Genomic DNA, 24,708 nt, shown 5'->3' with positions numbered 1-24,708 from the left:
TAACATTCGGCAAAAAATGGAGGACTGCATGTTCAGCTGGTTGCGAAGCAAGCGCGAAAAAGACGCTAAATCACCCCCTGCGGCGGTGAATTCGCGTGGGTTGGAGGTGATTGAAGACGACCCGGAAACCGTGTGGAGCATGTGGGAAGATGCGGTGGCTGTGCAAGACTCCAAGTTCAGTGCCTCCACCCTGGGGGACTTGTCCACACCAGCGAAAGCACGTACGCCAACGCCTGCAGTGGCTCCTGACGCCGCAGACACCACGCCTCTGAGCTTAGAAGACCTGCGTGCATTTGAGCAAGCCACCAAGGAGCCCGCGCAATCCCGCAAGCAGCGCCTGAATGAGGCCATGCGCGTGCTAGAACTCCGTCATAAGCGGGTGGCAAGTACCGTGCGCACCTTGTGGGGTCACCAAGAGTGTGGCCTGTATCTGCATCGGCTGATCAGCAATGGCGAAGACGGCGTGGAGTTTTCGCAAGATCTCTTGCAACAAGACGTGACGGACGCTTTGACCGTTTTGTACGAATTGCACCAAGCGCGCCACGGCAGCAAGGACGCTTAGCCGACGCCCCGCCGAGCGCACTGCCAGCCGCGCAGGGTTCGGCTACCAATCCAGCAACGTCAGGCCCACGCTCAAGACCGTGCGTTTGCGGTTGTAGTCCAAGAGCGAATCCCCATAGCCGCTAAACAACTCTGTGTGAAACCGCAGACCGCTGCGCTCACCCGCAGCACCAGCGGTGCCCAACTTGTGCCACCAGGCCACACGCACCGAGCCATTGGCATTGGCGGCCAGTGAGTGGCGCACCGTCATGCTCAAGGCGTTGAGCGGGTCCACATTCCACACCGCCGCCACTTCCGCGCGACCCACCAAGTCCGCAATCTCAGGGTTATCGTCTCCGGCGGCATCTTCGGGAATGCGCTGCCACAGGTTGGCGTTGATGGCAAAGTCATTGCCATACTCCCAGCCCGCTTTGGCGATGATGCGGTTCCAGCTGCGCGACAAAGGCAAGCTTTGCCCGTTGGACTGGTGGTTGGCGCTCACGCCCGCGTAACGCAGGCGCCAGGTGCCAAACTGCGCGCTTTGCAGGGGGTAGATGTAAGTCAACTCAGGCTCATGGTCGGTCGAGCGAAATGGGCGCGACAGCGTGGGGTTAAACAGCTGCCAGTACGACTGCTGGCTGTACGAAAACCACAGCGAATCCAGCCGGTCCGGCGCACCACCGGTGAGCAGCCCTTGCGCCACCTTGGTCCGCACCGAGAGCTGCATGCGTGTCTCGCTCGTGGTGTACGGCAAAGGCGTGGCCGTGTGGTCCGCCGTGGACGATGAGGGCGCCAAGTTCACACTGTCTGAGCCAATGACCGAGAGGCTGATAGGCCGGTAGCCCCGCAAGCCAAAGGTGCCGCAGTCGCTGGCGGGCTCTAGCTCCCAAAACCTGGACAAGCCCGTGGCCTTGGGGTTCTTGCAGCCCACATCCACAGCAGGCGCTGGCGCGCTGGCTCCCACGGGGGCGCTGACAGCCGGTGCGGCAGCGGTCGGGTTGTTGGTAGCGGATGCTGCGGTGCTTTCAGGGGCATTTTGGCCTCTTGCGCCCATGGATATTGTGCAGAAAGCTATCAATGTAATAGCGGAGCAAAAGAAAGGTTTCATCGTACTTTGGCCGCTGCGGCAGCCGAGGCTTGGGCTTTGAGGGCGAACTCGGCACGCAGGGCGCGCAGTTTTTCGCGGGGGTCTTCTTTCACCGTGTTTTGGTCCAAACCCATCTCGGCAATGAAGCGGCTGGGCAGGGCGGCCACCAACTCGCGCCCTTTTTTGCGGCGCTTGGTCCAGCTCACGGCCAAGGTGCGTTGCGCGCGGGTAATGCCCACGTACATCAGGCGGCGCTCTTCTTGCAGGCGTATGGCCATCTCAGCGTTGACCGACTCCGCCGCGCGGTCTGAACCACCCAGTGAGTCCGCGCCGTCGTCCATCTTGAAGGGCAGCATGCCCTCGGTCACGCCCACCAGCAACACATGGGGCCACTCCAAACCCTTGGAGGCGTGCAGGGTGGACAGCGTGACCACGTCTTGGTCTTTCTCGCGCTCCGAGATGGTGGACAAGAGCGCAATGTTTTGCGCCACTTCCAGCAGGTTTTTGATCTCGCGCTGGGTGGTGGTGCCGGCGCTGTCGTCGATCTGACCGCCGCAGCGCTGGGCCATCCAGTCGCAAAACTCCATCACGTTGTTCCACTTGGCGGCGGCTACTTTTTCGCTGTCCTCGCCGTCGTAGAGATGCTTTTCATAGTCAATCTCTTTGAGCCATTCGTTCATGTAGGCCCGGGCGGCCTCCGCGCCCTCGGTCTTCTTGGCGCGAAACTCTAGCTCGTTGATGTAGCGACCAAACTCATGCAAGCTGCCTAATGCTTTGGCGCTGATCACACTGGCCAGCGAGCTGGAGAACAGGGACGCAAACAGGCTTTGCTTGTACTGGCTGGCAAACTGCCCCAGGGCCCCCAGCGTTTGGTGCCCAATGCCGCGCTTGGGCGTGGTCACGCAGCGCAAAAACGCCGGGTCGTCGTCGTTGTTGCTCCACAGGCGAAACCAGGCGCACAGGTCGCGAATCTCCGCGCGGTCAAAAAAGCTTTGCCCGCCCGACACCTTGTACGGAATGTTGGCGCGGCGCAGCGCTTTTTCAAACGGCTTGGCTTGGTGGTTGGCCCGGTATAGCACCGCAAAGTCGCGGTACTCCTTGTACTGCTTGCCTTGCTGTGGCGTGCCGTCAGCGCGCAGGCTTTGGATGCGTGCCACCGCGCGCTCCGCTTCATGCTCTTCGTTGTCCGCGTCAATCACGCGCACCGGCTCGCCTTCGCCCAGCTCGCTGAACAAGGTCTTGGGGTAGAGCTTGGGGTTGGGGCCAATCACGTTGTTGGCGGCCCGCAAAATGGCGCTGGTGGAGCGGTAGTTTTGCTCCAGCTTGATCACCCGCAGCGTGGGAAATTCCAGCGGCAAGCGCTTGAGGTTGTCTAGGGTGGCGCCGCGCCAGCCGTAGATGGACTGGTCATCATCGCCCACGGCGGTAAAGCGGGCTTGTGCTGGGTTGTCTGCCCCTACCAAGAGCTTGAGCACCTCGTACTGTGTGGCATTGGTGTCTTGGTATTCGTCCACCAGCACATGGCCCATTTGGCGCTGCCATTTTTGGCGCACATCTTCATGGTCGCGCAGCAGCTTGAGCGGCAGGCTAATCAGATCGTCAAAGTCCACGCTTTGGTAGGCCGTTAAGCGCTCTTCATAGCGCGCCATCACCACGGCGGTAATGCGCTCGTTGTCGTCCGCAGCTTGGGCCAGTGCTTGCTCAGACGTGAGCCCTGCGCTTTTCCATCCGCTGATGGTCCACTGCCACTGGCGGGCGGTGGCCACATCGGTGCTGCCGCCTGCGTCTTTCAAAATGCTGGTCACATCGCCTTGGTCCAAGATGCTGAACTGGGGTTTCAGCCCCAGCGCTGCGCCGTCTTGACGCAGCATGCGCACGCCCAAAGCGTGGAAAGTGCACACCAGCACGTCTTGGGCGGCCCGCCCGATCAGGCTCTTGGCGCGCTCGCGCATTTCTGCTGCGGCCTTGTTGGTAAAGGTAATCGCTGCAATGCGTTGCGGCGGCATGCCTGAGTTAATCAGATGGCCAATTTTGTGCGTAATCACCCGGGTTTTGCCCGAGCCCGCGCCCGCCAGTACCAGGCAGGGGCCACTGACGTAGTTGACGGCTTCTTGCTGGGCGGGATTCATACCGTGGGACGATGGGGCAGACATGCAGGGGGCAAACAGTGGGGTTGGCAAGCCGCCGGGTGCGTAGCGCCTGTGGCAGGCGGTGCGGCAACCCTTGCGGCCTAGGCGTGGCTTAGGTCAGGGCGCCATCTTAACGGCTTGCCGTGCAAATGCCCTGACAATGCCAGCGTGCTGCAAATCCTCAACATCACCTTTCCCTTTTTCGCGCTGGTCTTGTGTGGCTACCTGGCCGCGCGCCGTGGCATGCTCCCATTGCCCGCGATTCCGGGCCTCAACGGCTTTGTCCTGTTCTTCGCCTTGCCGTGCATGCTGTACCGCTTTGGCGCGTCTACGCCCATTGCCCAGTTGCTAGACCCTAGCGTGGCGCTCACCTATTTGCTGTGCGCCGTGGTCATGGTGGGCTTTGTGCTGGCCGTCACCCTGCGCGGGCGCATCGGCTGGAACGACGCCGCCTTTGGCGCGCTGGTGGGCGCTTTCCCCAACACCGGCTTTATGGGCGTGCCCCTGCTGGTCGCCTTGCTGGGCCCCACCGCTGCGGGCCCGGCCATCGTCACCATCTTGGTGGACATGGTGTTCACCACCTCGCTGTGCATTGCGCTCTCGCGCCTGGGGCCCCATGCCCACCCCGCCGCAGGCAGCCCGGGCGCTGCGCTCGATGTGTCCGCCGCCACGGCGCTGAAAAACGCGCTCAAAGGCGTGGCCGCCAACCCCATGCCGTGGTCTATCTTGGCGGGTGCCTTGGTGTCGGCCTTGCAGCTGGACTTGCCCAAGCCAGTGGTGGCCACCGTAGGCCTGTTGGCCGACGCCGCCTCGCCTGTGGCCCTGTTCACCATTGGTGCAGTGCTGGCGCGCTCGCAAATGCAGGCCCAAAGCGGCGAAGCCCATGCCGTGCCTTGGCAGCACTATGTGCCGGTGGCACTGATCAAGCTCTTTTTGCATCCGCTCTTGGTGCTGCTGGTAGGTGCCAGCGCTATTGCGCTGGGCGTGCCGCTGAGCCGGTTTGCGCTCACCGTGCTGGTGCTTTTGGCCGCACTCCCTAGCGCGAGCAATGTGTCGCTCTTGGCCGAACGCTTTGGGGCCGACAACGGCCGCATCGCCCGCATTATTTTGGTGTCCACGGCAGCCGCATTTTTCACCTTCTCCGGCGCGGTCGCGCTGATGAAGGGCGCTTAAGCGCACATCCGCTAAAGTGTTTGTAAGGGCTGCTTGGCTAGCCCTGCAAAAAATAGAGGAGACCCCATGCCATCTACCCACAAGGCCCTGTCGGCCATCACTGCGGCTTTGGCCCTTGCACTGCTGGCTAGCTGTGCAAGCACCGATGCTGCGTTCACCTACACCGTGCCTCAGCAGCCTGAGGGCGCGTCTGGCTACACCGACAAACCGGGCTGGAGCACGCACACATTTGCCGTAGCGGCGGCCAACCCGCTGGCTACCGACGCGGGCTACCAAATCTTAAAAGCCGGTGGCTCGGCCATTGACGCCGCTATTGCCGTGCAAATGGTGCTCACCCTGGTGGAGCCGCAGTCCAGCGGCATAGGCGGCGGCGCGTTTTTGCTGCATTTTGATGGCCGAGCTGTGGAGGCTTTCGACGGCCGCGAAACCGCACCCGCCGCTGCCACCGAAACCCTGTTCTTGAAGCCCGATGGCAAGCCCATGGCGTTTATGGAGGGCGTGGTGGGCGGGCGCTCTGTGGGCGTGCCGGGCACGGTGCGCATGCTGCACATGGCCCACCAAGCCCACGGCAAGCTGCCTTGGGCGCAACTGTTTGCGCCCGCCATTGCGCTGGCGGAGCAAGGCTTCAAAGTCAGTGCCCGGCTCAACACCTTGTTGGCGGCTGAACAGGCCTTGCGCAAAGACCCCGTGGCCTTGGCCTACTTTTACGACCCAGCCGGCCAGCCTTGGCCCGTAGGCCATGTGCTCAAAAACCCCGAGCTGGCCCAGGTGCTGCGGGCGCTGGCCAGCAGTGGGCCCAGCGCCTTGTACCAAGGCCCCGTGGCCCAAGCGGTGGTGGACAAAGTGCGCGCCCACCCCAGCAACCCCGGTCTCTTGAGCATGGCCGACATGGCGGCCTACCAGCCCAAAAAACGCGCAGCCCTGTGCAGTGACTATGCGGCGCAGGGCCGCAGCTACCGGCTGTGCGGCTTTCCGCCCCCCAGCTCGGGGGCCATTGCCATTGCGCAAACGTTGGGCATCTTGCAGCACACGCCCGCTGGCACGCTGCCGCTGGCAGACGGTTTGCCCTCGGCCCCGTGGTTGCACCTGTACACCGAGGCCGCGCGGCTCGCATTTGCAGACCGAGCCCAGTACGTGGCCGACCCCGACTTTGTGGACCCACCGGCTGGCACTTGGATGAGCTTGCTAGAGCCGTCTTACTTGGCACAGCGCGCGCAGCTCATTGGCGCGCAGTCTATGAAGGTGGCCAAACCCGGCGTGCCGGGTGCTACCAAAACCAGCTACGCGCCCATGCCCAACCAGCCCGAGTACGGCACCAGCCACATCAGCATTGTGGATGCGCAAGGCCACGCCGTCGCCATGACCACCACTATTGAAGACGCCTTTGGCGCGCGGCAAATGGTTAAAGGGTTTTTGCTCAACAACGAGCTCACCGATTTCAGCTTCGCCCCCACAGACGCCAGCGGCACGCCCATTGCCAACCGCGTGCAGCCTGGCAAGCGGCCACGCTCGTCTATGTCACCCACACTGGTGTTTGACCAAGCCACGGGCAAGCTGCTCATGAGCGCAGGCAGCCCCGGCGGGGCCTTGATCATTCATTACACCGGCAAAACGCTGTACGGCACCCTGAACTGGGGGCTGAACGCACAGCAGGCCATCAAGCTGCCCAACTTTGGCACCACCAACGGCCCCACGCTCTTGGAGCAAAAGCGCTTCCCAGCTGCCACCGTAGACGCTTTGAAGGCTATGGGCCACGAGGTGCGCGAGCTCGACATGACCAGCGGCCTGCAAGCCATCCAAGCCACGGCCAGTGGCTACTTCGGTGGCGCTGATCCTCGGCGTGAGGGCATGGTGATGGGGGATTGACGGGGCTTGGCTTTAAGTCTGCGCCCCCATGTGTTGAAGGCAGCTTGGGAGCAAAGTCAGCCCACAGCCCTGTACCCAGTTAGACTGCACCAAAGGAAACATCACTATGGCCGGCGTATTTGGAAAAGATCCCAACATGAAACGAAAAGGGAGCCAGCAGGAGCTGGACCGCATCATGGGCGAGCGTGCTCGCAACAAGGAGGCGGCGGCCGCCAAGTTCCGGCAAAAGAAGCCCGCACCCGCTGCACCCCAGCAGGCCGAGCCCCTGAAGACCTGAACCACCCCACGGCGTAGGCAATGCCCGCCGTTGGATTGGCGCTCTGCCTACATCGCAATGCAGTGCAGGTAACATACATTCCATCAAAAAAACGGGAGCCCCGCGATGACCTCGAGTACGACAACAACGGCTTTTGTGACGGGTGGTGGTTCGGGCATAGGCAAAGCAATATCCAAAGCTTTGTCCGCGCGGGGCGTGTCAGTCTGCGTTGCGGATATTGATGGGGCTGCCGCCCGAGAGGTTGCGTCAGAGTGTGGACCTCGCGCATCCCCTCTCGCCTTGGACGTGCGTGATGCGCAAGCCGTTCGCAGTGGCATCGAGACGTTTGCGGGCGAACACGGCAGACTGGACTACGTCTTCAACAATGCAGGCATTGGCACCTCGGGTGAAACCAATGACATTCCCTTAGAAGCTTGGCGGCGCATCGTGGACATCAACTTATATGGTGTGTTGCATGGCGTTCTCGCGGCCTACCCCCTGATGCTCAAGCAGGGGTATGGGCACATTGTGAACACGGCGTCGCTTGCGGGTTTGGGGCCCGCACCACTTTTTTCCCCTTACGCACTGACTAAGCACGCTGTGGTTGGGTTAAGCAACAGCCTTCGGATCGAGGCTGCAGCGCGGGGCGTGCGGGTGAGTGCGTTTTGCCCGGCAGCGATTGAGACGCCCATCTTGGACACCATGAACCCGGCAGAATTCAAGATAGGTACAGCGCCAGATGCTCGCCGATTTCTTACCGCGCTGGCAGGACCACCTTACTCCGTGGAGAAAGCCGTTGACGAGCTACTGGTGGAACTAGGCAAAAACAAGGGGGTGATCGTGCTGCCGGCGCGGGCGCGATTGGCGTGGCGCTTGGGAAGGTGGTTTCCAGCGTTAGTTGAAATGGTGAGCAAAAGCGCAGTAGCGGCCGAAAGAAAAGCGCTTCAGTGATCGCATAGAACGGATGCGGCATCCTTTGCATCTATCCACATGTCTTTCTTTATTGATATCTCTTTTTCCCCAAAGGTCTGCACATGGCATTTCTCTACACGCTGCTGCTGATTGGCATATGCCTGTTGGTGTTTATCCAGTTGAAGCCCCACACCGCATCTCGCTGGGGTTTGGGTTTAGAGCGCCAGCGCAGCGGGCTGGAACTGAAGTCGCAAGCGATTGCGGGCTTTGACATCCCCTACCTGGAAGGCGGACAGGGCGAGGTGCTCGTGCTGGTGCACGGCTTTGGCGGCGATAAGGACAACTTCACGCGCATGGCGCGGTTTTTAACACCGCATTTTCGGGTGATACAGCCCGACCTGCCGGGCTTTGGCGATGCCACGCGCGACCCGGCCGCGCGGTACCGCATGGCCGATCAGGTGGAGCGCCTGCATGCGTTCTTTCAGGCCCTGGGCGTGCAAAAAATGGTGTTTGGTGGCAACTCCATGGGTGGTTTCATTGCCTGCGAATATGCCGCGCGCTATCCCGAGCAGGTCAAGGCCCTCTGGCTGCTGGATGCCGCGGGTACGGCCGCAGCCCACGCTTCCCCCATGCTGAAGCAGTACCTCGCCACGGGCGACTCGCCCCTGCTGCTGCGCAGCCAGGCCGATGTGGCCCGCTTGATCCGCACCACCATGGCCCGCCCGCCGTACTTCCCCGGCTTCTTGAAGCGCACGCTGGGCGCACGCGCCATCGCGGATTACCCGCTGCATTGCGAGATCTTCAAAGACCTCAGCCAACATTCGCCCATGCTCGAAGCCCGGTACACCACCCTGCCCACCCCGGCGCTGATCGTGTGGGGGGCGGAGGATGCCATCTTGAATCCGGCGGCAGCCCAGACCCAAGAACGGCTGTTCCCACATCACCAGACCATCGTCATGCAGGGAATTGGGCACTTGCCCATGCTGGAAGCGCCCGCCCAAACCGCCCAGGATTTCCTGAAGTTTGCGCGAACCCTGCCGGCCTAACGCTGCTGCACAAACTCCAGTGCGCCATCGTCAAGGGGTTCGTCCAGCAGCAGGGTTTTGTCCACCTCGTAGGCATGGGTCACCCGCCAAGGCCCGCTGAGTCCCTGGCGAGGCAATTCGTTTGCGTCGCGCAGGATGTAGCCCGAGGTGAGTGAACTCATCACATTGCCCTCGCCCCGTTGCCCGTCCGGTGCGCGCGGAGTTACGCGGGCGATGCCCTTGGCATCCATGTAGTTGAGCAGCCGGCAGACATAGCGCGAAGCGATGTCCGCCTTCAGCGTCCACGAGGCATTGGTGTAGCCAAAAATGAACCCCATATTGGGCAGGTTCTGCATCAGGACGGCACGGTAGCTCAGCAGTTCATGGGTTGATACTGGCGCGCCGTCCAGGGTGATGTCCATGCCGCCAAAGGTCTTGAGGCGTATGCCGGTTGCAGTCACCACGATGTCCGCGTCCAGCGTCTCGCCCGACTTCAACAAGATGCCGTGCTCGGTGAACGTGGCAATCTCGTCGGTGACGATAGCGGCCTTGCCCGACTTGATCGCTTTGAACAGGTCGCCATCCGGCACCACACACATGCGCTGGTCCCAGGGCTTGTAGTTCGGCGTGAAGTGGCGCATGTCGACCGTGTCGCCCAGCTCTTTTTTGATCGGGCGCAGCATGAACTTGCGCATGGCGTCGGGCCAGCGTTTGGCACCCTTGTAGAGCGCGCGCTGCAAGGCGATATAGGTGCGGCGCAATGCGCCGTAAATCCAGCGTGCGGGCAAGATTCGCCCCAGCAGCGCAATTGTTTTTTCCAGCGTGGGCGCGATGAAGTAGTAGGTGGGCGTGCGCTGCAACATGGTGACATGCGCGGCATCGGCCACCATGGCCGGAACGATAGTGACCGCCGTGGCGCCGCTGCCGATCACGACGACCCGTTTACCCCGATAGTCCAAGTTTTCGGGCCAAAACTGCGGATGAAGGGTCTGCCCCTTGAAGCGCTCCACACCGGGGAACACAGGAAGGTGTCCCTGGTCGTAATCGTAGTAACCGGTGCAACTCATGAAAAAGTGGCAGGTGTAGCGGCGGGTTTCTCCGGTGGACTCCTGCAGCGCCGTGATCGTCCAGCGGTTGTGCTCGCTGGACCAGTCGGCCTTGAGGATTTTCAGGCCGAAGCGGATGTGCTGGTCCACCCCATATTCCCGCGCGGTCTCCTTGACGTACTCCCGCACCAGCCGCCCTTCAGACAGCACCTTGGGGGACATCCAGGGCCGAAAGGCATAGGCAAAGGAAAACATGTCAGAGTCGGACCGCACGCCGGGGTAACGAAAAAGATCCCAGGTGCCGCCAATGGCATTGCGCCGCTCCAAGATGGCGTAGCGCTTGCCCGGCGATTCCTTCTGCAAATGGCACGCCATACCGATGCCGGAAATACCTGCGCCAACAATTAGCACATCAAAATGTTCGCTCATAGATCTCCCTGCCGAGTACCAGGTGCAATGCGTCCCCCAAGCGGGCCATTGTCTTGAAAGTCAGTGTAAACCTTCACCCCCAAAGCCCTTGCACGGTGCAACGTCATTGCCCCTTAAACATGGCGGCTTAGAGTACGAAGCGCGGTAAGGGGCGAGGCTCTTGGAGCAAAAGCGCTTCCCCACTGCCACGGTTGACGCATTGAAGGCCATGGGCCACGACGCGCGCGAGCTAGACATGAGCAGCGGCCTGCAAGTCATCCACGCCACCCCTGGTGGCTACTTTGGTGGTGCTGATCCACGCCGTGAGGGGATGAGAAAAACCTAGTGAAATCAAGCGTGACAGGCTATTTTTGACGTTTGATACACGGCGGTCAGCCAGTATATAAGTCGCTTTTGCCGCGTATCAAGACGGCTAGGGTTGCCTCGGCTCAGTCAGCCTGAAGAATCCGGTTATAAATCAACGACATGGATATTCAGTTTTCTCCAGTCACCAGTTCAGTGCCGCGATACGTAGCGGATTCAACTTTCATAACACGTTGGGCGTCAGCAACCATGCAGCGCATCGTATTTACCATACTCCTTCTTCCCACCTTGGCTATTGGCGCGGGTTTCGACTGCAAGATGGCGGCTACTCGCGTGGAGCGCCTGATTTGTGCCAACACTGAACTTTCCTCTCTCGACGACGCGCTCTCCGAAGCGTTCTCATTCGAAGTGGAAAGGACAGAATTCTCTGCCCGCCTTCGGGCCACACAAAAGGTATGGCTTGCCAACAGAAACGGCTGCTCCGACGTTTCTTGCATACGACAACAGTACGAACATCGGATTGCCGAACTGTCCTGTGACCCCAAAAGTGCAATGGCAGGTTCCGCCATTGGGGCCAATCAATGCGCCTACTTCTCGCGTCGAGAACTTGATCGGGAGCTTTCGTTAGTCGAAGAGAGCTATATCCGCAGAGTGTCCACAGAGGATAACAACCCCGACTACCTCGCTCGCACCTTCAAAGACGAGCAGAGCGCATGGCGAAATTACCGTGCCGCTTACTGCGCACACTATGGCGCAATGGAAGGTGGTTCCGATGGATGGAAGAACGCCTTCGCTGGAATGTGCGAAGTTGACGAAACCAAGAAACGCATTGCGCGCCTGAAGAATGAAATCGGCGCAAAGTAGATTGAAGGGGCCGACGCCCAACCCAGCGGTCAACCGGACCTTGCGCATAAGGCCGCGCATGGCCGGTTACCTTGAACGTCAGACTTACTTTTGAAACTCTCCTTTGGAGGGCGGCATCTGATCGTTTTCACCCCAAAAAACAGTCGCCCACCCGACCTTAGACCTATCCCTCATAACCCCCGACTCCCCACAGGGCCTTGAAGTCATCCCCTCTCGGCCCAAGCTTCAGCCCTAGGCACAATACCCCCATGAACCCTTTGTCGAAATTTCTCTCTGGCCTCACGCGTGCGGTGGTCAAGCTGGTGTTGGTAGGGATGGCGGCCATCTTTGGTTTGAGCCTTCTTGTTGCGGTGTTGGTCGCGGTGCTGGTGACGGTGGTGTGGTCGCTGCTGACGGGGCGCAAGCCAGCGATATTCACGACCTTCACCCGCTTTCGGCAAGCGGCGCAGGCGTTTAAAACGGGCCGTGCTTCTTGGGGCCAGCGCAACGGCCATGCGCCGCAAAGCGCGGCAGATGTGGTGGATGTGCAAGCGCATGAAGTGCGCCCCGCCACTGCGCAAATTGAAGTGCGGCCAGCGCCACCGGCAGACTCTGGCGCGCCGCGCTAAGCGCTTAGCCGCTGTTACTCGCCTGCACAGGCAGGGCTCTGCCCCGCATGGGGCAAACGCGGGCAGCTATTGAATCCATAGCTGCTTGCGCACATTCCATGCGCGGCGCGGCCACTTTTTGCCTCCCTACAAAAAGGTATCTGCCTCAGGGCGGCAGCGGATCAGCCCTGCGGCTGCGCAAGCCGCTGTGCTACCAAGTGCACCAGCGCGCGTGCGTTGGCGCCTGCGGTGTGCACCGGCAAGGTGAGGGCCTGCACGCAGTCGCCTTCGGCAATGGGCAGGTGCCAGTCGGGCAGCACGTTGTGCAAACGCCCGGCCGCTAGGTCTTCTTGCACGCAGAAATCAGGTGCCAGCACCACGCCTTGGCCCATGCGCGCCAGCGCTACCAGGGCTTCCAGGCTGTCGGCGCTGATGTGGGGCTGCAGCTCCACGGTCTCGCGTGCGGGGCTGCTGCGGCTGTGCCACTGCAAGGGCCAGATTTGTGCGCCGCCCTCCAGCATGAGCAAGGGCCATAGCTGTAATGCCTGCGGGCTGGCCAGTGGCGTAGGTGTGCTGCTGTAGGCCCCAATGCGGTAGCGCAGCACCGGCTGGGCCACGCAGTCTTCCGGGGGCTTGCGGGTGATGCGAAAGGCCACATCCACCCCCTCACGCACCAGGTCTACCCGCCGCTCCGTGAACATCAGCTCCATGGCCACGCCGGGGTGCGTGCGCCCAAACTCGGCCAGCAAAGGCAGCAGCACGCTGTAGCCAAAGGCGCGCATGCTGGTGATGCGCAGGCGGCCTTGCAGGCTGTCCCCCTCTTTGCGCAGCGCCATGCGCGCCGCCGTGGCGGCCTCCAACACCACTTGGGCCCGCGCAGCCAGCGCGCGCCCGGCCTCAGTAAGCCCCAGCGAGCGGGTGGTGCGTGCCAGCAGGGTTTGGCCGCTTAACTGCTCCATGGCGGCCACGCGGCGGCTCACGGCCGCCCGCGTGAGCCCCAGTTGGCGGGCCGCGCGTGAAAAGCTCCCGGCGGCCACCACACGGGCAAACAGCTCCAGCGCGTTGGCGTCCAAAGTGGACGCCTCGCGGTGGCGGTGCAGCTGCGTTGCCGACAGGGTGGGCGGGTCTTTTGGTGAGTTCATGTAAACAGTGTGGTTCTGAAAGCGGATCTATTCAAGCAATTGGCACCAATCTACCATGCAGCATCACGAATCACTTGCTTGGAGACGCTATGTCTTTTGCCCCCACCGCTGCAGCCGCTTATTCACCCTCTCGGTTTGCGAGGACTGCTTTGGAGTCCCCCGACCAAGGGCATTTGCATGCCCATTTGCCCTTCCAAGACGCACCCAACCCGCAGGCCGAGGTGGTGGGCAAGGTGGCGGTGCAGTTTGCCGCCACCGATGGTCACCCTGTGCATGGGCACTGGTTTGCGCCGCAGCACCAGGCCGCCCACGCGGTGGCGGTGATGGCGCCCGCCACCGGCGTGCCGCAGCGCTACTACCACGCCTTTGCCCGCTGGCTGGCTGCGCGTGGCTACGCCGTGCTGTGCTTTGACTACCGGGGCATGGGCCAGAGCGGCAACGCCCGTGGGCGCACCGGCATGCGCGAATGGGTGCGCCACGACCTCTCGGGTGCTTTGGCCTGTGCCAAGGCGCATAGCACCCAAACCGACCCACACCTGCCTGTGCTGTGGGTGGGGCATTCCTTGGGCGGCAATGGCTTGCCGCTGGTACAGGGCATTGAGCACATTGATGCGGCCATTACCTTGGGGTCGCAGTTTGGGTACTGGAAGCTGTGGCCACGCGGCTGGCACCGCCAAGTGACCCGTGTGTTTTATGGCCACTGGGTGCCGCTGTGTGTGCGCCTGACCGGGCGGCTACCCGGCTGGGCGCTGGGCGGTGGCGAGGCGCTGCCCGGGCCCGCAGCGCTGGACTGGTCCCGCTGGGGCATGTCGCCGGGTTACTTTCGCGATGACGCGGGGTGCCAAGGCTGGTACCAGCCCGAGCAATTCAAGGGTCATATGCAGCTGTGGAGCATTGACGACGACAAGACCTTTGGGCCGGTGGATGCGGTAGACGCACTGGCGGCGTGCTATGCCGAGAGCGCGGGCCAGGTGGAGCGCTTGCACCTGCACCCACGCGCGGTGGGGCGCAAAGCGATTGGGCATTTTGGGGTGTTCCAACGCGCAGCTGAGAAAGAGATCTGGCCTCTGCTGATGCAACACATTGAGGCCAAGGTGCCCCGCTTGCGCCCTGCGGTGGGCGCGGCGTCCTAGGCCTTGCCCGCTATGCAGTAGGCGCAAAACGCTACGGAAAAAGTAGCTGATTGCGCATGCGCGATGCGCGCTACAGCAAGTTTTTGCCCTAAATAGCCAAGGGGTCTACGTCTATGGCCCAGCGGATCAGGCCTTTGCAGTCGGGCTCTGCGCGGGTGGCGTGCAGCAGGCTTTGCCAGCCGCTTAAAAACTGTTGCAGCGCTTGGCGTGAGGGGCTTTCCACCAGCATTTGGGCGCGCTCTACATTGGCAATGCGCTGAATCGTCATGGGCACGGCGGGGTACAGCGTGATCTGCGCCAAGACCTCGGCCCAGCCCTCCCACTGCGGCATGTGGGTGTGGGCACTGGCGCTTGCCAGGTTGAGAAAGGCTTGCGCGGCTTCTTGGGTGCGGGCTTCGGCGCGCACCAAGGCCTGGGCGCTAAACGGCGGCATGGCGGCTTGCTCGCGCTCTAGGAGCTGCTGCTCGGCAAAGGCGGGGTAGTCGTACTGCTTGAGCGCGGCGTACAGCGGGTGCGCGGGCTGGAAGGTTTGAATCCACACCTCACTGGTGGCACCCAAACTGGCCTCGCGCCCCGCCCGCCCTGCGGCTTGCATGAGCAGGCTGAACAGGCGCTCCGGCGCTCGAAAGTCGCTGGAGAACAAGGCACCGTCGGGGTTGACGGCGGCCACCAGCGTGATGCGGCGAAAGTCGTGGCCCTTGGCAATCATTTGCGTGCCGACCAGCACATCCACATCGCCCGCATGCACGGCGGCCAACTGGCTCTCTAGCGCGCCTTTGAGGCGGGTGCTGTCAGCGTCAATGCGGGCCACGCGGGGCGGCTCGCCCTCGGGAAACTCGGCTGACACCGAGTGAGGGCGGCGTATGTCGGCCAGCAATTCGGCCAAGTGCTCTTCAATTTGTTCCGTGCCTCGGCCCAAAGGTGTGATGTCGGGGTTGCCGCATTTGGGGCAGGCGCGGGGCACGCGCTCGGTAAAGCCGCAGTGGTGGCAGCGCAGCGTGCGGTCGATTTTGTGGAACACCCGAAACGCGCTGCAGTGCGGGCATTCGCTCTTCCAGTCGCACTCGCCGCAGTGCAGCACCGGGGCATAGCCGCGCCGGTTCAAAAACACCATGCATTGCTCGCCACGCAGCACGCGCTCTTTGATGGCGTCTAGCAAGGGAATGGAAAACACGGCCTTGCGGTGCTGGTGGTTCATGTCCACCCGGCGCACCAGGGGCAAGCCCAACACCGCGCCGGGGCGGTTCACCGGGTTGGCCACCGCGCCAATGCGGCTGGGCATGTGCAAGCGCACATAGCGCCCGCCCTGGTCCGCCGGGCGGCTCTGGTGCCAGCTTTCTAGCGACGGCGTGGCCGAGCCCAGCAGCACCTTGGCACCGTCTAAGCGGCCCCGGTACACCGCCAGGTCGCGGGCCGAGTAGCGCGCGCCCTCGCCACTTTTGTAGCTGGGGTCGTGCTCTTCATCGACCACGATGAGGCGCAGCTTGGGCAGCGAGGCAAACACCGCCATGCGCGTGCCCAACACAATGCGCGCCACGCCGCTGTGCGCGGCCAGCCAGCTTTTGAGGCGCTGCGGGTTGGTCATGCCGCTGTGCAGCGAGACCACCGCGTCTTCGCCATAGAGCGCGGCAAAGCGGGTTTTGAAGCGCTCTTCGAGCTGCGGGGTGAGGTTGATCTCCGGCACCATGACCAAGGCCTGCGCCTGCGGGTCTTGCGCCAGCACTTGCTGCACGCAGTGCAGGTACACCTCGGTCTTGCCGCTACCGGTGGAGCCAAACAGCAAAAACGGGCCAGCGGCGGCCTCGATCTGCGCGACGACCGTGGCTTGCTCAGGGCTCAGGGCGGGGGCTGGGTGTGCGCTGGCTTCTTGCGCCTTCGCTGCTTGGGGCTTGCGCGCCAAGCGGCGCTGCATTTGCTCGGGGCTGAGTTCACGCAGTTGGGGGGGCAGGGCCGCCAAGGCCACTTCACCTACGGAGCGCTGGTAATAGTTGGCAGCAAATGTAACGAGTTGTTGCCATGCACTGCTCAGGGGCGCAACACCTTGCAGGGTGCCCGCAATCGCCCGGATCTTGCCGGAATCGAGCTCACCGGTGGCGTCCGACGGCGCTACGTTCCACACCACGCCCAAGGTCTCACGCTTGCCCAGGGGCACGCGCACCAGGGTACCGGGCGCGAGTGCATGCTCACTTTGGTAGGTCAGCACCGGCCCCAGTTGCGCGTGGGCAGGGGTGTTCACAAGAATGCTGAGCCAATGCGTCATGGGGTGGGGGATAGGGCGGTGTGGAGAGTGGATACGCAAAAACGAGGATTAGCGTGGTTTTCTCATGTTTATTGTCGGAATGCTGGCTAAGTGCTTGATTTACATCACTTTTGGGATAAACCCAAGATTTCTGTGGATAACTTTGTGGATAGGCGGGGTGAGACCCCCACAACCCCGCATAAAACAAGGCTTTCTTTACATTGCCCATTTTTTAAGCTCATGGGCATTCTCTATATAAATCAAGGACTTACGATCGCTATTTGTTTTGTAGCGGGCTTCCCCCGAATGGGGGAGGGGTTACTCCCTAGGGCCCAAATTTTGTGCATAAGTAACAAACCGCAGCACATAAACGGGCGCAAAAAAGTGCTAGGAATTGGTGCGGGCCCATTTAGCGGGCTGCCACACGCATGGCGCGTGAGTGCTGGTGCACCGCCTCCACCAAGGCTGCCACATGCTCAGGCGGTGTGTGCTGGCTGATGCCGTGGCCCAGGTTGAAGATATGGGTGGGGCCACTACCGTTGCCTTGGTAGGGCAGGCCAAAGCTGTCCAACACGCGGTGCACTTCGGTGGCGATGTGGGCCGGTGGGGCAAACAAGATGTTGGGGTCGATATTGCCTTGCAGCGCTTTGCCGGGGCCGTTCTCCACGCCACCCACTGCAGCGCGCGCGCGGGCCAGGTTGACCGTCCAGTCCACACCCAGCACGTCGCAGTCGAGTGCGGCCATCTCGTCCAGCCACAGGCCGCCGCCCTTGGTAAACACAATGCGGGGAATGGTTTCACCCTTGGGACCTTGGCGCTTGAGTTGGGCCAGCACCCGCGCGGTGTAGGCCATGGAGAAGGTTTGGAACGCGCCGTCTGACAGCACGCCGCCCCAGCTGTCAAAAATCATCACGGCTTGGGCGCCCGCGTCAATTTGGGCGTTGAGGTAGGCGGCCACGGCGTCCGCGTTCACGGCCAAGATGCGGTGCATGAGGTCGGGGCGGCTGTACAGCATGGTTTTGACCAGGCGGTAGTCGTCAGAGCCTGCGCCTTCCACCATATAGCAAGCCAGGGTCCAGGGGCTGCCAGAAAAGCCGATCAGCGGCACGCGGCTTTTGCCGTCCGCTTGGGTGAGCGCGGTGCGGATGCTGCTCACGGCGTCAAACACGTACTGCAGCTTGGCCATGTCGGGCACTTCCAGCTGGGCCACAGCGGCTTCGTCACGCACGGGGGTGGCAAAGCGCGGGCCTTCGCCCATGGCAAAGGACAGGCCCAAGCCCATGGCGTCGGGCACGGTCAGGATGTCGCTGAACAAAATGGCGGCGTCCAGCGGGTAGCGGTCTAGCGGCTGCAGGGTGACTTCGGTGGCGTAATCGCGGTTGGTGGCCAGGCCCATGAAGCTGCCTGCTTTGGCGCGGCTGGCGCGGTACTCGGGCAGGTAGCGCCCCGCTTGGCGCATGAGCCACAGCGGCGTGTAGTCGGTGGCTTGGCGCAGGCAGGCGCGCAAAAAAGTGGCGTTGTGCAGGCCGCCAAAGGTGGCTTCGGCACTGGCAGCGGTGAGTGGGGGCTGTTGCTGTGGGTTCATGGTGCCATTGTCGCAGCTTGGCCTTGGTTTCAGCGGCCGGCCACACCGTGACCTTGCACACCTGGCGGTGAAACCTCAGGGCGCTTGCGCTAACGCAAGGGCGGCGCAAAAAGGGGGCGTGTGGGCGATCTCGGTTTAAGCTTGCAGGCCACGCCACTGTTTTCCCATTAGGACCTCGCTATGCCAACACCGCTGGACTCAGACACTATTTCCCATGGCATTCAGCTGGCGGTGGCGCCGGTGTTTTTGCTCACTGCGGTGTCGGGAATGATTGGCACCGTGGCCCAGCGCTTGGCGCGCATCATTGACCGCGCCCGCACCCTGGAAGAGCGCATGCTGGCCAATGCGGGCGACTTGGATGTGATCGCCACGCTCAAAGAGCTGGCCGAGCTGCGCACACGCGGCCTGCTGGCCAACACCAGCATTGGCTTGCTGATCTTGTGTGCGTTCTTGGTGGGCGTGACCATCATTTCTCTGTTTCTGGGCGAAGCGCTGGACATTCAGGTGATGCGCGTGTCCATCAACTGCTTTTTGGCCAGTGTGGGGAGCTTTTTGCTAGCGCTGGTGTGCTTTATGGCCGAGACCCTGATAGCCACGCGCTTGCTCAACTTTGGCAAGGCCAAGCGCTGACGCCTACCCTTTGGTCGAGTGAGCCACTAGGGCTTTTTTTGCTGCATTTTGAATAGCAGTTTGCGCAATAGGGCAGCGCGCAAGCGCGTGCTTTTCATGATGATGTGCGTGACCACCGCTCTTGGCACCGTTGGCGCGCACTACACCATTGCATTCCCGTCCCCTAGCAATAGGCATTCGTAGGTCAGCCCATTTCTTTGATGGACCGCGATGGACAATGGCGCTATCCTGTCTCGCAATGAAAACCTCGGGTTCTAAATGGTGAAGAATTCCCTTCGCATGCTGCTGGCAGGTTTGGGGATTGGGCCCCGGATCGTGTTGATTTTTGCCTTGGTTTTTTCAAGCATGGGAGGCTTGGGCTTGGTGCTGATGCGCAATAGCCTTTTGCCTGCTTTTGAGCGCATGGAGCGTGATGTTGCCCTGCAAAGCGCGTGGCGGGTAGTCAGCGGGTTTGAGCAGCACATGAGCTCTCTTGCGGACATGAACCGTGATTGGGCTCTTTGGGATGAGCTGTACTTTCACCTGCAACGCGCTGACCCCGTATTTGAACGCAGCAATTTCGGGCCGGAAGCCATGCAAAGCGTCAAATACCATGCCGTCCTGTTGTTGGATCTAAGTAACCAGGTGGCTGGCTTTGGTTCCCGGGCTTTTAGCGGGGGCATGCAGGCTCAGGTACAAGACCTTGCCGTCCCCTTGCTAGAGCGCCTCACTGTGTCGCCCGTGCAGCCCCAGCGTACCGAATGCGGATTGGCGCGTGTGGCCCGTGTGCTGAGCGCCGTATGTTGGACCGGCATACTCCAAAGCAATGGTCAAGGACCCATGGTGGGAACGGTGGTCATGGCTCGGGAATTGGATGCCGATTCGCTTAAAGACATAGCCCGCTTCGCCGGTGCGACCTTCACATTAGAACAACTGGGTGCTAACCATACGCCGGTGTCTGCGCAGGGCGCATGGACCTTGCCGGCGCTTACATACTTGTCAAACACGCAGTTGCCCGCTCAGTTTTCTGCCAACGCCATTGCCATGCAGTACCTGCTGCACGACTTGAATGAAAAGCCACTCGCACAGGTGCGAATCCACATGGGGCGGGAGCTTATGACCCATGGCCGCAACGTGATTCAAGACGTACTGTTCCAACTGGCGACCGTGGCATTCGCCACCGGGCTGGTGCTGTTACTCACTGTGCACTGGTGGTTGGTGCATCCCGTTTCCAGGCTGCGCCGCGCCCTGGCAAAAATTAGTCATACCAAGCGCTGGGACAAGCCATTGGTGGTGGATCGCCCCGATGAAATTGGTGCGCTCACCCAAGGCATTAACAGCCTACTGTCGGTGTTGCGTAAACAAGTAGATGCGCTGGAAGAAACCTCCAGTACCGATGCACTGACCGGTATTTCCAACCGGCGGCGCTTTGACCTGCGCTTGGACGACGAATTGGCGCGGCTGGGTCGCCGTACCGGCGCACTGTCGTTGCTGTTGTTGGATATCGACCATTTCAAGCGTTACAACGACCGTTACGGTCATCCACAAGGCGATGCCGTGTTGCGCCAATTTGGCGCCCTGCTGGGTTCTTCTTGCCGGCGACAAGACTTACCTGCCCGGGTGGGGGGGGAAGAATTCGCCCTGATCTTGCCCGATACCGATGAGGCCGGTGCGAAAGCCATGGCGGACAAAATCATGGAATCTTTGGCAACCTTGGCTTTGGAACACGATGCTTCGCCCACGGCTTCCGTGGTGACCGTCAGTATGGGGGTTGCCACTTGGTCTGTGTTACAGGCTGGAGGCGATGAAACTTTTTATGCCCAGGCCGATAAGGCCTTGTACGCTGCTAAACACCTGGGACGCAATCGCGTGTGTGCGTATGGATCTCCCTACGTGCCTAGCCTTTAAGTGCGTCGGAATCACAAAACCCCCTAAACCTCGCAGCCAGCGTGGGGGTGCGTGTCTTTCAACCTACATCCACCGGACACCCATGGCATATTTGGTGCTCACGCACACAGAACCTTGGCTTCCTGCCAGAATGCGGCACCCACGCTTCACCGGAGTTTGAGATGACCCATGCCTACCCCGCAACGCTCAAGACCTTCAAAACCGCGTCCGGCAAAACCGGCCAGCTGTATTCGCTGCCCGCGCTGGCCAAGCAATTCCCCAATATTCTGAGCCTGCCGCTTTCCTTGCGCATCGTGCTGGAGTCGGTGCTGCGCAACTGCGATGGCCAGAAGCTTACGCAGGCCCATGTGGCGCAGCTGGCCAATTGGCAGCCGCGTGCCGAGCGCAGCTTGGAGATCCCGTTTGTGGTGTCCCGCGTGGTGCTGCAAGACTTTACCGGGGTGCCATTACTCGCGGATTTGGCCGCCATGCGCAGCACCGCGCAGCGCCTGGGGCTGGACCCCAGCCGCATTGAGCCCCTGGTGCCGGTGGACCTGGTGGTGGACCACTCGGTCATGGTGGACTCTTACGGCAAGAAAAATTCGCTAGACCTCAACATGAAGCTGGAGTTCCAGCGCAACCGCGAGCGCTACGAGTTCATGAAGTGGGGCATGCAGGCGTTTGACACTTTTGGCGTGGTGCCCCCGGGCTTTGGCATCGTGCACCAGGTGAACCTGGAGTATTTGGCGCGCGGCGTGCACAAAGCCAAGCAGCCCAAGGCGGCGGACGGCAGCAAGACCAAGCCTCTGTACTACCCCGACACCTTGGTGGGTACCGACAGCCACACCACCATGATCAACGGCATTGGCGTGGTGGGCTGGGGTGTGGGTGGTATTGAGGCCGAGGCTGCCATGCTGGGCCAGCCGGTGTACTTCTTGACGCCTGATGTGGTGGGCTTTGAGCTCGCAGGTGCCTTGTGCGAAGGGGTGACGGCAACTGATTTGGTGCTCACTGTCACCGAAATCTTGCGCCGCGAAAAAGTGGTGGGCAGCTTTGTGGAGTTCTTTGGCGAGGGCACGCAAAACCTCGCCTTGCCCGACCGCGCCACCATTGCCAATATGGCCCCCGAGTACGGGGCAACCATGGGCTTCTTCCCGGTGGATGAGCGCACCATCGACTACTTCAAAGGCACCGGCCGCAGTACGGCCGAGATTGAGGCCTTTGAAGCCTATTTCAAAGCGCAAGGCCTGTTTGGTGTGCCCGGCACGCCAGATGCGCCCAAGAGCATGGCACAGATTGCCTACACCCGTGTGGTCAAGCTCGACCTGCGTGACGTTACGCCCAGCTTGGCGGGCCCCAAGCGTCCGCAAGACCGCATCGAGCTGGGCCATGTGGCCGAGCAGTTCACCACACTGTTTAGCCAGCCCAGCGCCCGCAATGGTTTTGACAAAGCCGCTGACACCTTGGACACGCTGTACCCCGCGCCGGTGCCCGCGTCTGCTGGCAAAAAGGCCAAAGACACCACGCCCTTGCTGGTGAAAAACGGCGACGTGCTTATTGCCGCCATCACCAGCTGCACCAACACCTCCAACCCCAGCGTGTTGCTGGCCGCTGGCTTGCTGGCCAAGAAGGCGGTGAAGGCGGGGCTGACGGTGGCACCCCACATCAAAACCAGCTTGGCGCCGGGCTCGCGCATCGTGACCGAGTACCTGAGCGAAACCGGGTTGCTGCCCTACCTCGAGCAGCTGGGCTTTACCTTGGCGGGCTATGGCTGCACCACCTGCATTGGCAACGCAGGCGATTTGGCACCTGAGCTCAACGAAGTGATCACCGCCAACGACTTGGTGTGCGCGGCCGTGTTGTCGGGCAACCGCAACTTTGAGGCGCGCATCCACCCCAACATCAAGGCCAACTTCTTGGCCAGCCCGCCCTTGGTGGTGGCCTACGCGATTGCCGGCACCGTGACGCGCGACCTGATGACCCAACCCGTGGGCCGGGGCAAAGACAGCAAAGGCCGCCCGCGCGATGTGTACCTGGGCGACATCTGGCCCAGCAGCGATGAAATCTACAAGCTGCTCAAGTTCGCGATGAATGGCAAGGCCTTCCGCAAGAACTACGGTTTGATTGAAACGGACCCCGGCAAGCTGTGGGAAAAAATCAAGGGCGTGACCGGTGCCACCTACAGCTGGCCCCACAGCACCTACATTGCGCAGCCTCCGTTTTTTGACGCGTTTGCTATGGAAAGTGAAGCTGCTAACGCCCAATCCACGGGCGGTACAGGCCAAAAAACATCAAAAAACACGAGTGCCAGCCGTGGCGAGCAAGTGCTGGGCGCGCGCATCATGGCGCTGTTTGGCGACTCCATCACCACCGACCATATTTCGCCCGCAGGCTCTATCAAAGAAAGCTCGCCCGCCGGGCAATGGCTGTTGGCCCATGGTGTGCAAAAGGCAGACTTCAACTCCTACGGTGCGCGCCGTGGCAACCACGATGTGATGGTGCGTGGCACCTTTGCCAACGTGCGCATTAAAAACCTCATGCTGCCTGCCAAAGCCGATGGCGCGCGGGAGGAAGGTGGCTACACCCTGTACCAAGGCGCAGAGGCTTCCGCAGAAAAGCTCTCGATCTACGAGGCCGCCATGCGCTACCAAGCCGAAGGCGTACCCACCGTGGTGTTTGCGGGCGAAGAGTACGGTACCGGCTCCAGCCGCGACTGGGCGGCCAAAGGCACCCAGCTTTTGGGCATCAAGGCGGTGGTGGCGCAAAGCTTTGAGCGCATCCACCGCTCCAACTTGGTGGGCATGGGCGTTTTGCCTTTGCAGTTCTCTGCGGGCACCAGTTGGGCCAGCTTGGGGCTCACCGGCAACGAGCGCATTGACATCGTGCCCGACGCCAAGCTCACACCGCAAAGCGATGCCCGTCTGGTCATCACCCGTGCGGACGGCAGCCAAAGCACCCACACCTTGCTACTGCGCATCGACACGCCGATTGAGGTGGACTACTACCGCGCAGGCGGCATCTTGCCCTATGTCTTACGCCAGTTGCTCGCAGCGTGAGCGCGGGGTGCTCTGGCGTCTGGCGCTAGGGCTTGCCTGGCTCACGGTGGGCGCGTGCCGTGTGCATGCGAGCGAAGTGCTGCCGGTAGGCGTGTCGGATTTCCCTCCGTTTGAGTACAAAGATGCGGAGGGCAAAATGATGGGCGCGGACACCGAGATCGTGGAGGCCGTGCTGCGCCGGGCAGGCTATGTGCCAGACATCAAAATGCAACCGTGGGCCAGGGTGCAGCAAAGTGCGGAGCGCGGCGCGTTTGCGGTGGTCTACAGCATGACCAAAACACCGGAGCGTGAGGGGCTCTACCTGTTTAGCGACCCCATCAACATGGTGCGGGACGTGTTTTTTAAGCGCAAGACCACCGCACTGAACTGGAAAACCTTTGAGGACCTCAAGGGCATGCGCATGGCCAGCAGCGGTGGCTATGGGTATGACGCAAGTTTCAAGCAGGCCATTGCGGACAAGCGCTTTGCCAGCGCGGCGGAGGTGTGGGACGGCTCGCCTGAACTGTCCGGTTTGCGGCTCTTGACCTTGGGAACCGCCGACATCTTTGTGTGTGAGGTCAGTGTGTGCCAATATCTGATCAAATCCAACGCGCCCAAGTTTGATGGGCTTGATTTTTCCCCCACCCCCATAGGTCCGGTGCGCCCGTACTACGCCGCGTTCCCCAAGTCATGGCCCCACGCGGAAAAGCTGCAGCGCGAGTTCAATGCCGGCTTGGCGCGGCTGGTGCAAGACGGCGAGCGGCGCAAGATCTTGCTGAAGTACCGCATGGACCCCAACCTGCCTTGAGCAGTGCGCTTGCGCGTCCTAAGCGCGTGGCATCTTGTCAAAATGCGCGGCCA

The 24,708-nt window shown here is 61.6% G+C and carries 20 protein-coding genes; 14 read left to right on the top strand and 6 right to left on the bottom strand.

Annotated features, from left to right (window positions below; genetic code table 11):
- Positions 1–28: 28 nt before the first annotated feature.
- Positions 29–562: a hypothetical protein gene (locus EXZ61_RS19840; protein WP_142813670.1), complete on the top strand. Its 534-nt coding sequence runs from the start codon at positions 29–31 to the stop codon at positions 560–562.
- A gap of 42 nt (positions 563–604) precedes the next feature.
- Here EXZ61_RS19840 and EXZ61_RS19835 read toward each other — a convergent pair whose 3' ends face one another.
- Both EXZ61_RS19835 and EXZ61_RS19830 read right to left on the bottom strand, forming a co-directional pair.
- Positions 605–1,594: a phospholipase A gene (locus EXZ61_RS19835; protein ID WP_237219016.1), complete on the bottom strand. Its 990-nt coding sequence runs from the start codon at positions 1,592–1,594 to the stop codon at positions 605–607.
- A 50-nt stretch (positions 1,595–1,644) separates the two neighbouring features.
- The gene (locus EXZ61_RS19830; protein WP_142813668.1) at positions 1,645–3,780 is read right to left on the bottom strand and encodes an ATP-dependent helicase; all 2,136 of its coding nucleotides are present in this window, start codon (positions 3,778–3,780) and stop codon (positions 1,645–1,647) included.
- Positions 3,781–3,924: 144 nt separating this feature from the next.
- Between EXZ61_RS19830 and EXZ61_RS19825 the strand changes: the two genes are divergently transcribed.
- The 5 genes from EXZ61_RS19825 (at position 3,925) to EXZ61_RS19810 (ending at position 9,009) form a co-directional block, all read left to right on the top strand.
- Positions 3,925–4,929: an AEC family transporter gene (locus EXZ61_RS19825; RefSeq protein WP_142813667.1), complete on the top strand. Its 1,005-nt coding sequence runs from the start codon at positions 3,925–3,927 to the stop codon at positions 4,927–4,929.
- A gap of 66 nt (positions 4,930–4,995) precedes the next feature.
- On the top strand, positions 4,996–6,795 hold the full coding sequence (gene ggt, locus EXZ61_RS19820; protein WP_142813666.1) for a gamma-glutamyltransferase: 1,800 nt from the start codon (positions 4,996–4,998) through the stop codon (positions 6,793–6,795).
- Between the two features lie 136 nt (positions 6,796–6,931).
- Complete coding sequence (locus EXZ61_RS21955) at positions 6,932–7,072, top strand: hypothetical protein (RefSeq protein WP_168224833.1); 141 nt, start codon at positions 6,932–6,934, stop codon at positions 7,070–7,072.
- A gap of 105 nt (positions 7,073–7,177) precedes the next feature.
- Positions 7,178–8,002 (top strand): SDR family NAD(P)-dependent oxidoreductase, encoded by an 825-nt coding sequence (locus EXZ61_RS19815; protein WP_142813665.1) that lies wholly within the window; start codon positions 7,178–7,180, stop codon positions 8,000–8,002.
- Between the two features lie 83 nt (positions 8,003–8,085).
- A complete protein-coding gene (locus EXZ61_RS19810) occupies positions 8,086–9,009 on the top strand; it encodes an alpha/beta fold hydrolase (protein ID WP_142813664.1) in 924 nt (307 codons plus the stop codon).
- Here the strand turns inward: EXZ61_RS19810 and EXZ61_RS19805 are convergent.
- Positions 9,006–10,463 (bottom strand): flavin-containing monooxygenase, encoded by a 1,458-nt coding sequence (locus EXZ61_RS19805; RefSeq protein WP_142813662.1) that lies wholly within the window; start codon positions 10,461–10,463, stop codon positions 9,006–9,008. The two genes, EXZ61_RS19810 and EXZ61_RS19805, sit on opposite strands and share 4 nt — an antisense overlap.
- Positions 10,464–10,623: 160 nt before the next feature.
- Between EXZ61_RS19805 and EXZ61_RS19800 the strand changes: the two genes are divergently transcribed.
- The 3 genes from EXZ61_RS19800 to EXZ61_RS19790 all read left to right on the top strand — a co-directional run bounded on the left by EXZ61_RS19800 (position 10,624) and on the right by EXZ61_RS19790 (position 12,238).
- Positions 10,624–10,788 carry a gamma-glutamyltransferase gene (locus EXZ61_RS19800; RefSeq protein ID WP_142813660.1) on the top strand — a complete coding sequence of 55 codons (165 nt, stop codon included), beginning with the start codon at positions 10,624–10,626 and terminating at the stop codon, positions 10,786–10,788.
- Between the two features lie 227 nt (positions 10,789–11,015).
- Complete coding sequence (locus tag EXZ61_RS19795; RefSeq protein ID WP_168224832.1) at positions 11,016–11,630, top strand: lysozyme inhibitor LprI family protein; 615 nt, start codon at positions 11,016–11,018, stop codon at positions 11,628–11,630.
- A 248-nt stretch (positions 11,631–11,878) separates the two neighbouring features.
- Positions 11,879–12,238, top strand: coding sequence for a hypothetical protein (locus EXZ61_RS19790; RefSeq protein ID WP_142813656.1), 360 nt, complete (start codon positions 11,879–11,881; stop codon positions 12,236–12,238).
- Positions 12,239–12,399: 161 nt separating this feature from the next.
- Here the strand turns inward: EXZ61_RS19790 and EXZ61_RS19785 are convergent, their stop codons facing one another.
- Positions 12,400–13,359, bottom strand: coding sequence for a LysR family transcriptional regulator (locus EXZ61_RS19785; RefSeq protein ID WP_142813654.1), 960 nt, complete (start codon positions 13,357–13,359; stop codon positions 12,400–12,402).
- An 89-nt stretch (positions 13,360–13,448) separates the two neighbouring features.
- On the opposite strand from EXZ61_RS19785, the gene EXZ61_RS19780 reads away from it, so the two are divergent.
- Positions 13,449–14,492, top strand: a complete 1,044-nt coding sequence (locus EXZ61_RS19780; RefSeq protein WP_142813652.1) for an alpha/beta hydrolase family protein — start codon at positions 13,449–13,451, stop codon at positions 14,490–14,492.
- An 88-nt stretch (positions 14,493–14,580) separates the two neighbouring features.
- Here the strand turns inward: EXZ61_RS19780 and priA are convergent, their stop codons facing one another.
- Positions 14,581–16,752: a replication restart helicase PriA gene (priA, locus tag EXZ61_RS19775; protein ID WP_142813650.1), complete on the bottom strand. Its 2,172-nt coding sequence runs from the start codon at positions 16,750–16,752 to the stop codon at positions 14,581–14,583.
- Positions 16,753–17,140: 388 nt separating this feature from the next.
- On the bottom strand, positions 17,141–18,316 hold the full coding sequence (hemE, locus tag EXZ61_RS19770) for a uroporphyrinogen decarboxylase (RefSeq protein ID WP_142813648.1): 1,176 nt from the start codon (positions 18,314–18,316) through the stop codon (positions 17,141–17,143).
- Between the two features lie 180 nt (positions 18,317–18,496).
- Here hemE and EXZ61_RS19765 point away from each other — a divergent pair, with 180 nt between their 5' ends.
- The 4 genes from EXZ61_RS19765 (at position 18,497) to EXZ61_RS19750 (ending at position 24,655) form a co-directional block, all read left to right on the top strand.
- Complete coding sequence (locus EXZ61_RS19765; protein WP_142813646.1) at positions 18,497–18,946, top strand: DUF2721 domain-containing protein; 450 nt, start codon at positions 18,497–18,499, stop codon at positions 18,944–18,946.
- A gap of 258 nt (positions 18,947–19,204) precedes the next feature.
- Complete coding sequence (locus EXZ61_RS19760) at positions 19,205–20,833, top strand: GGDEF domain-containing protein (protein ID WP_142813643.1); 1,629 nt, start codon at positions 19,205–19,207, stop codon at positions 20,831–20,833.
- Positions 20,834–20,994: 161 nt separating this feature from the next.
- Positions 20,995–23,868 (top strand): aconitate hydratase AcnA, encoded by a 2,874-nt coding sequence (gene acnA / locus EXZ61_RS19755; protein ID WP_142813642.1) that lies wholly within the window; start codon positions 20,995–20,997, stop codon positions 23,866–23,868.
- On the top strand, positions 23,840–24,655 hold the full coding sequence (locus EXZ61_RS19750) for a substrate-binding periplasmic protein (RefSeq protein ID WP_142813640.1): 816 nt from the start codon (positions 23,840–23,842) through the stop codon (positions 24,653–24,655). Before acnA ends, EXZ61_RS19750 begins: the two co-directional genes overlap by 29 nt.
- The last annotated feature ends 53 nt before the right edge of the window (positions 24,656–24,708 follow it).

Origin of the sequence: Rhodoferax aquaticus, from assembly GCF_006974105.1 — a bacterium.
Taxonomy (GTDB): domain Bacteria; phylum Pseudomonadota; class Gammaproteobacteria; order Burkholderiales; family Burkholderiaceae_C; genus Allorhodoferax; species Allorhodoferax aquaticus_A.
Note: the sequence above shows the minus strand (reverse complement) of the source record. Positions and strands in the feature narration are given on the sequence as shown.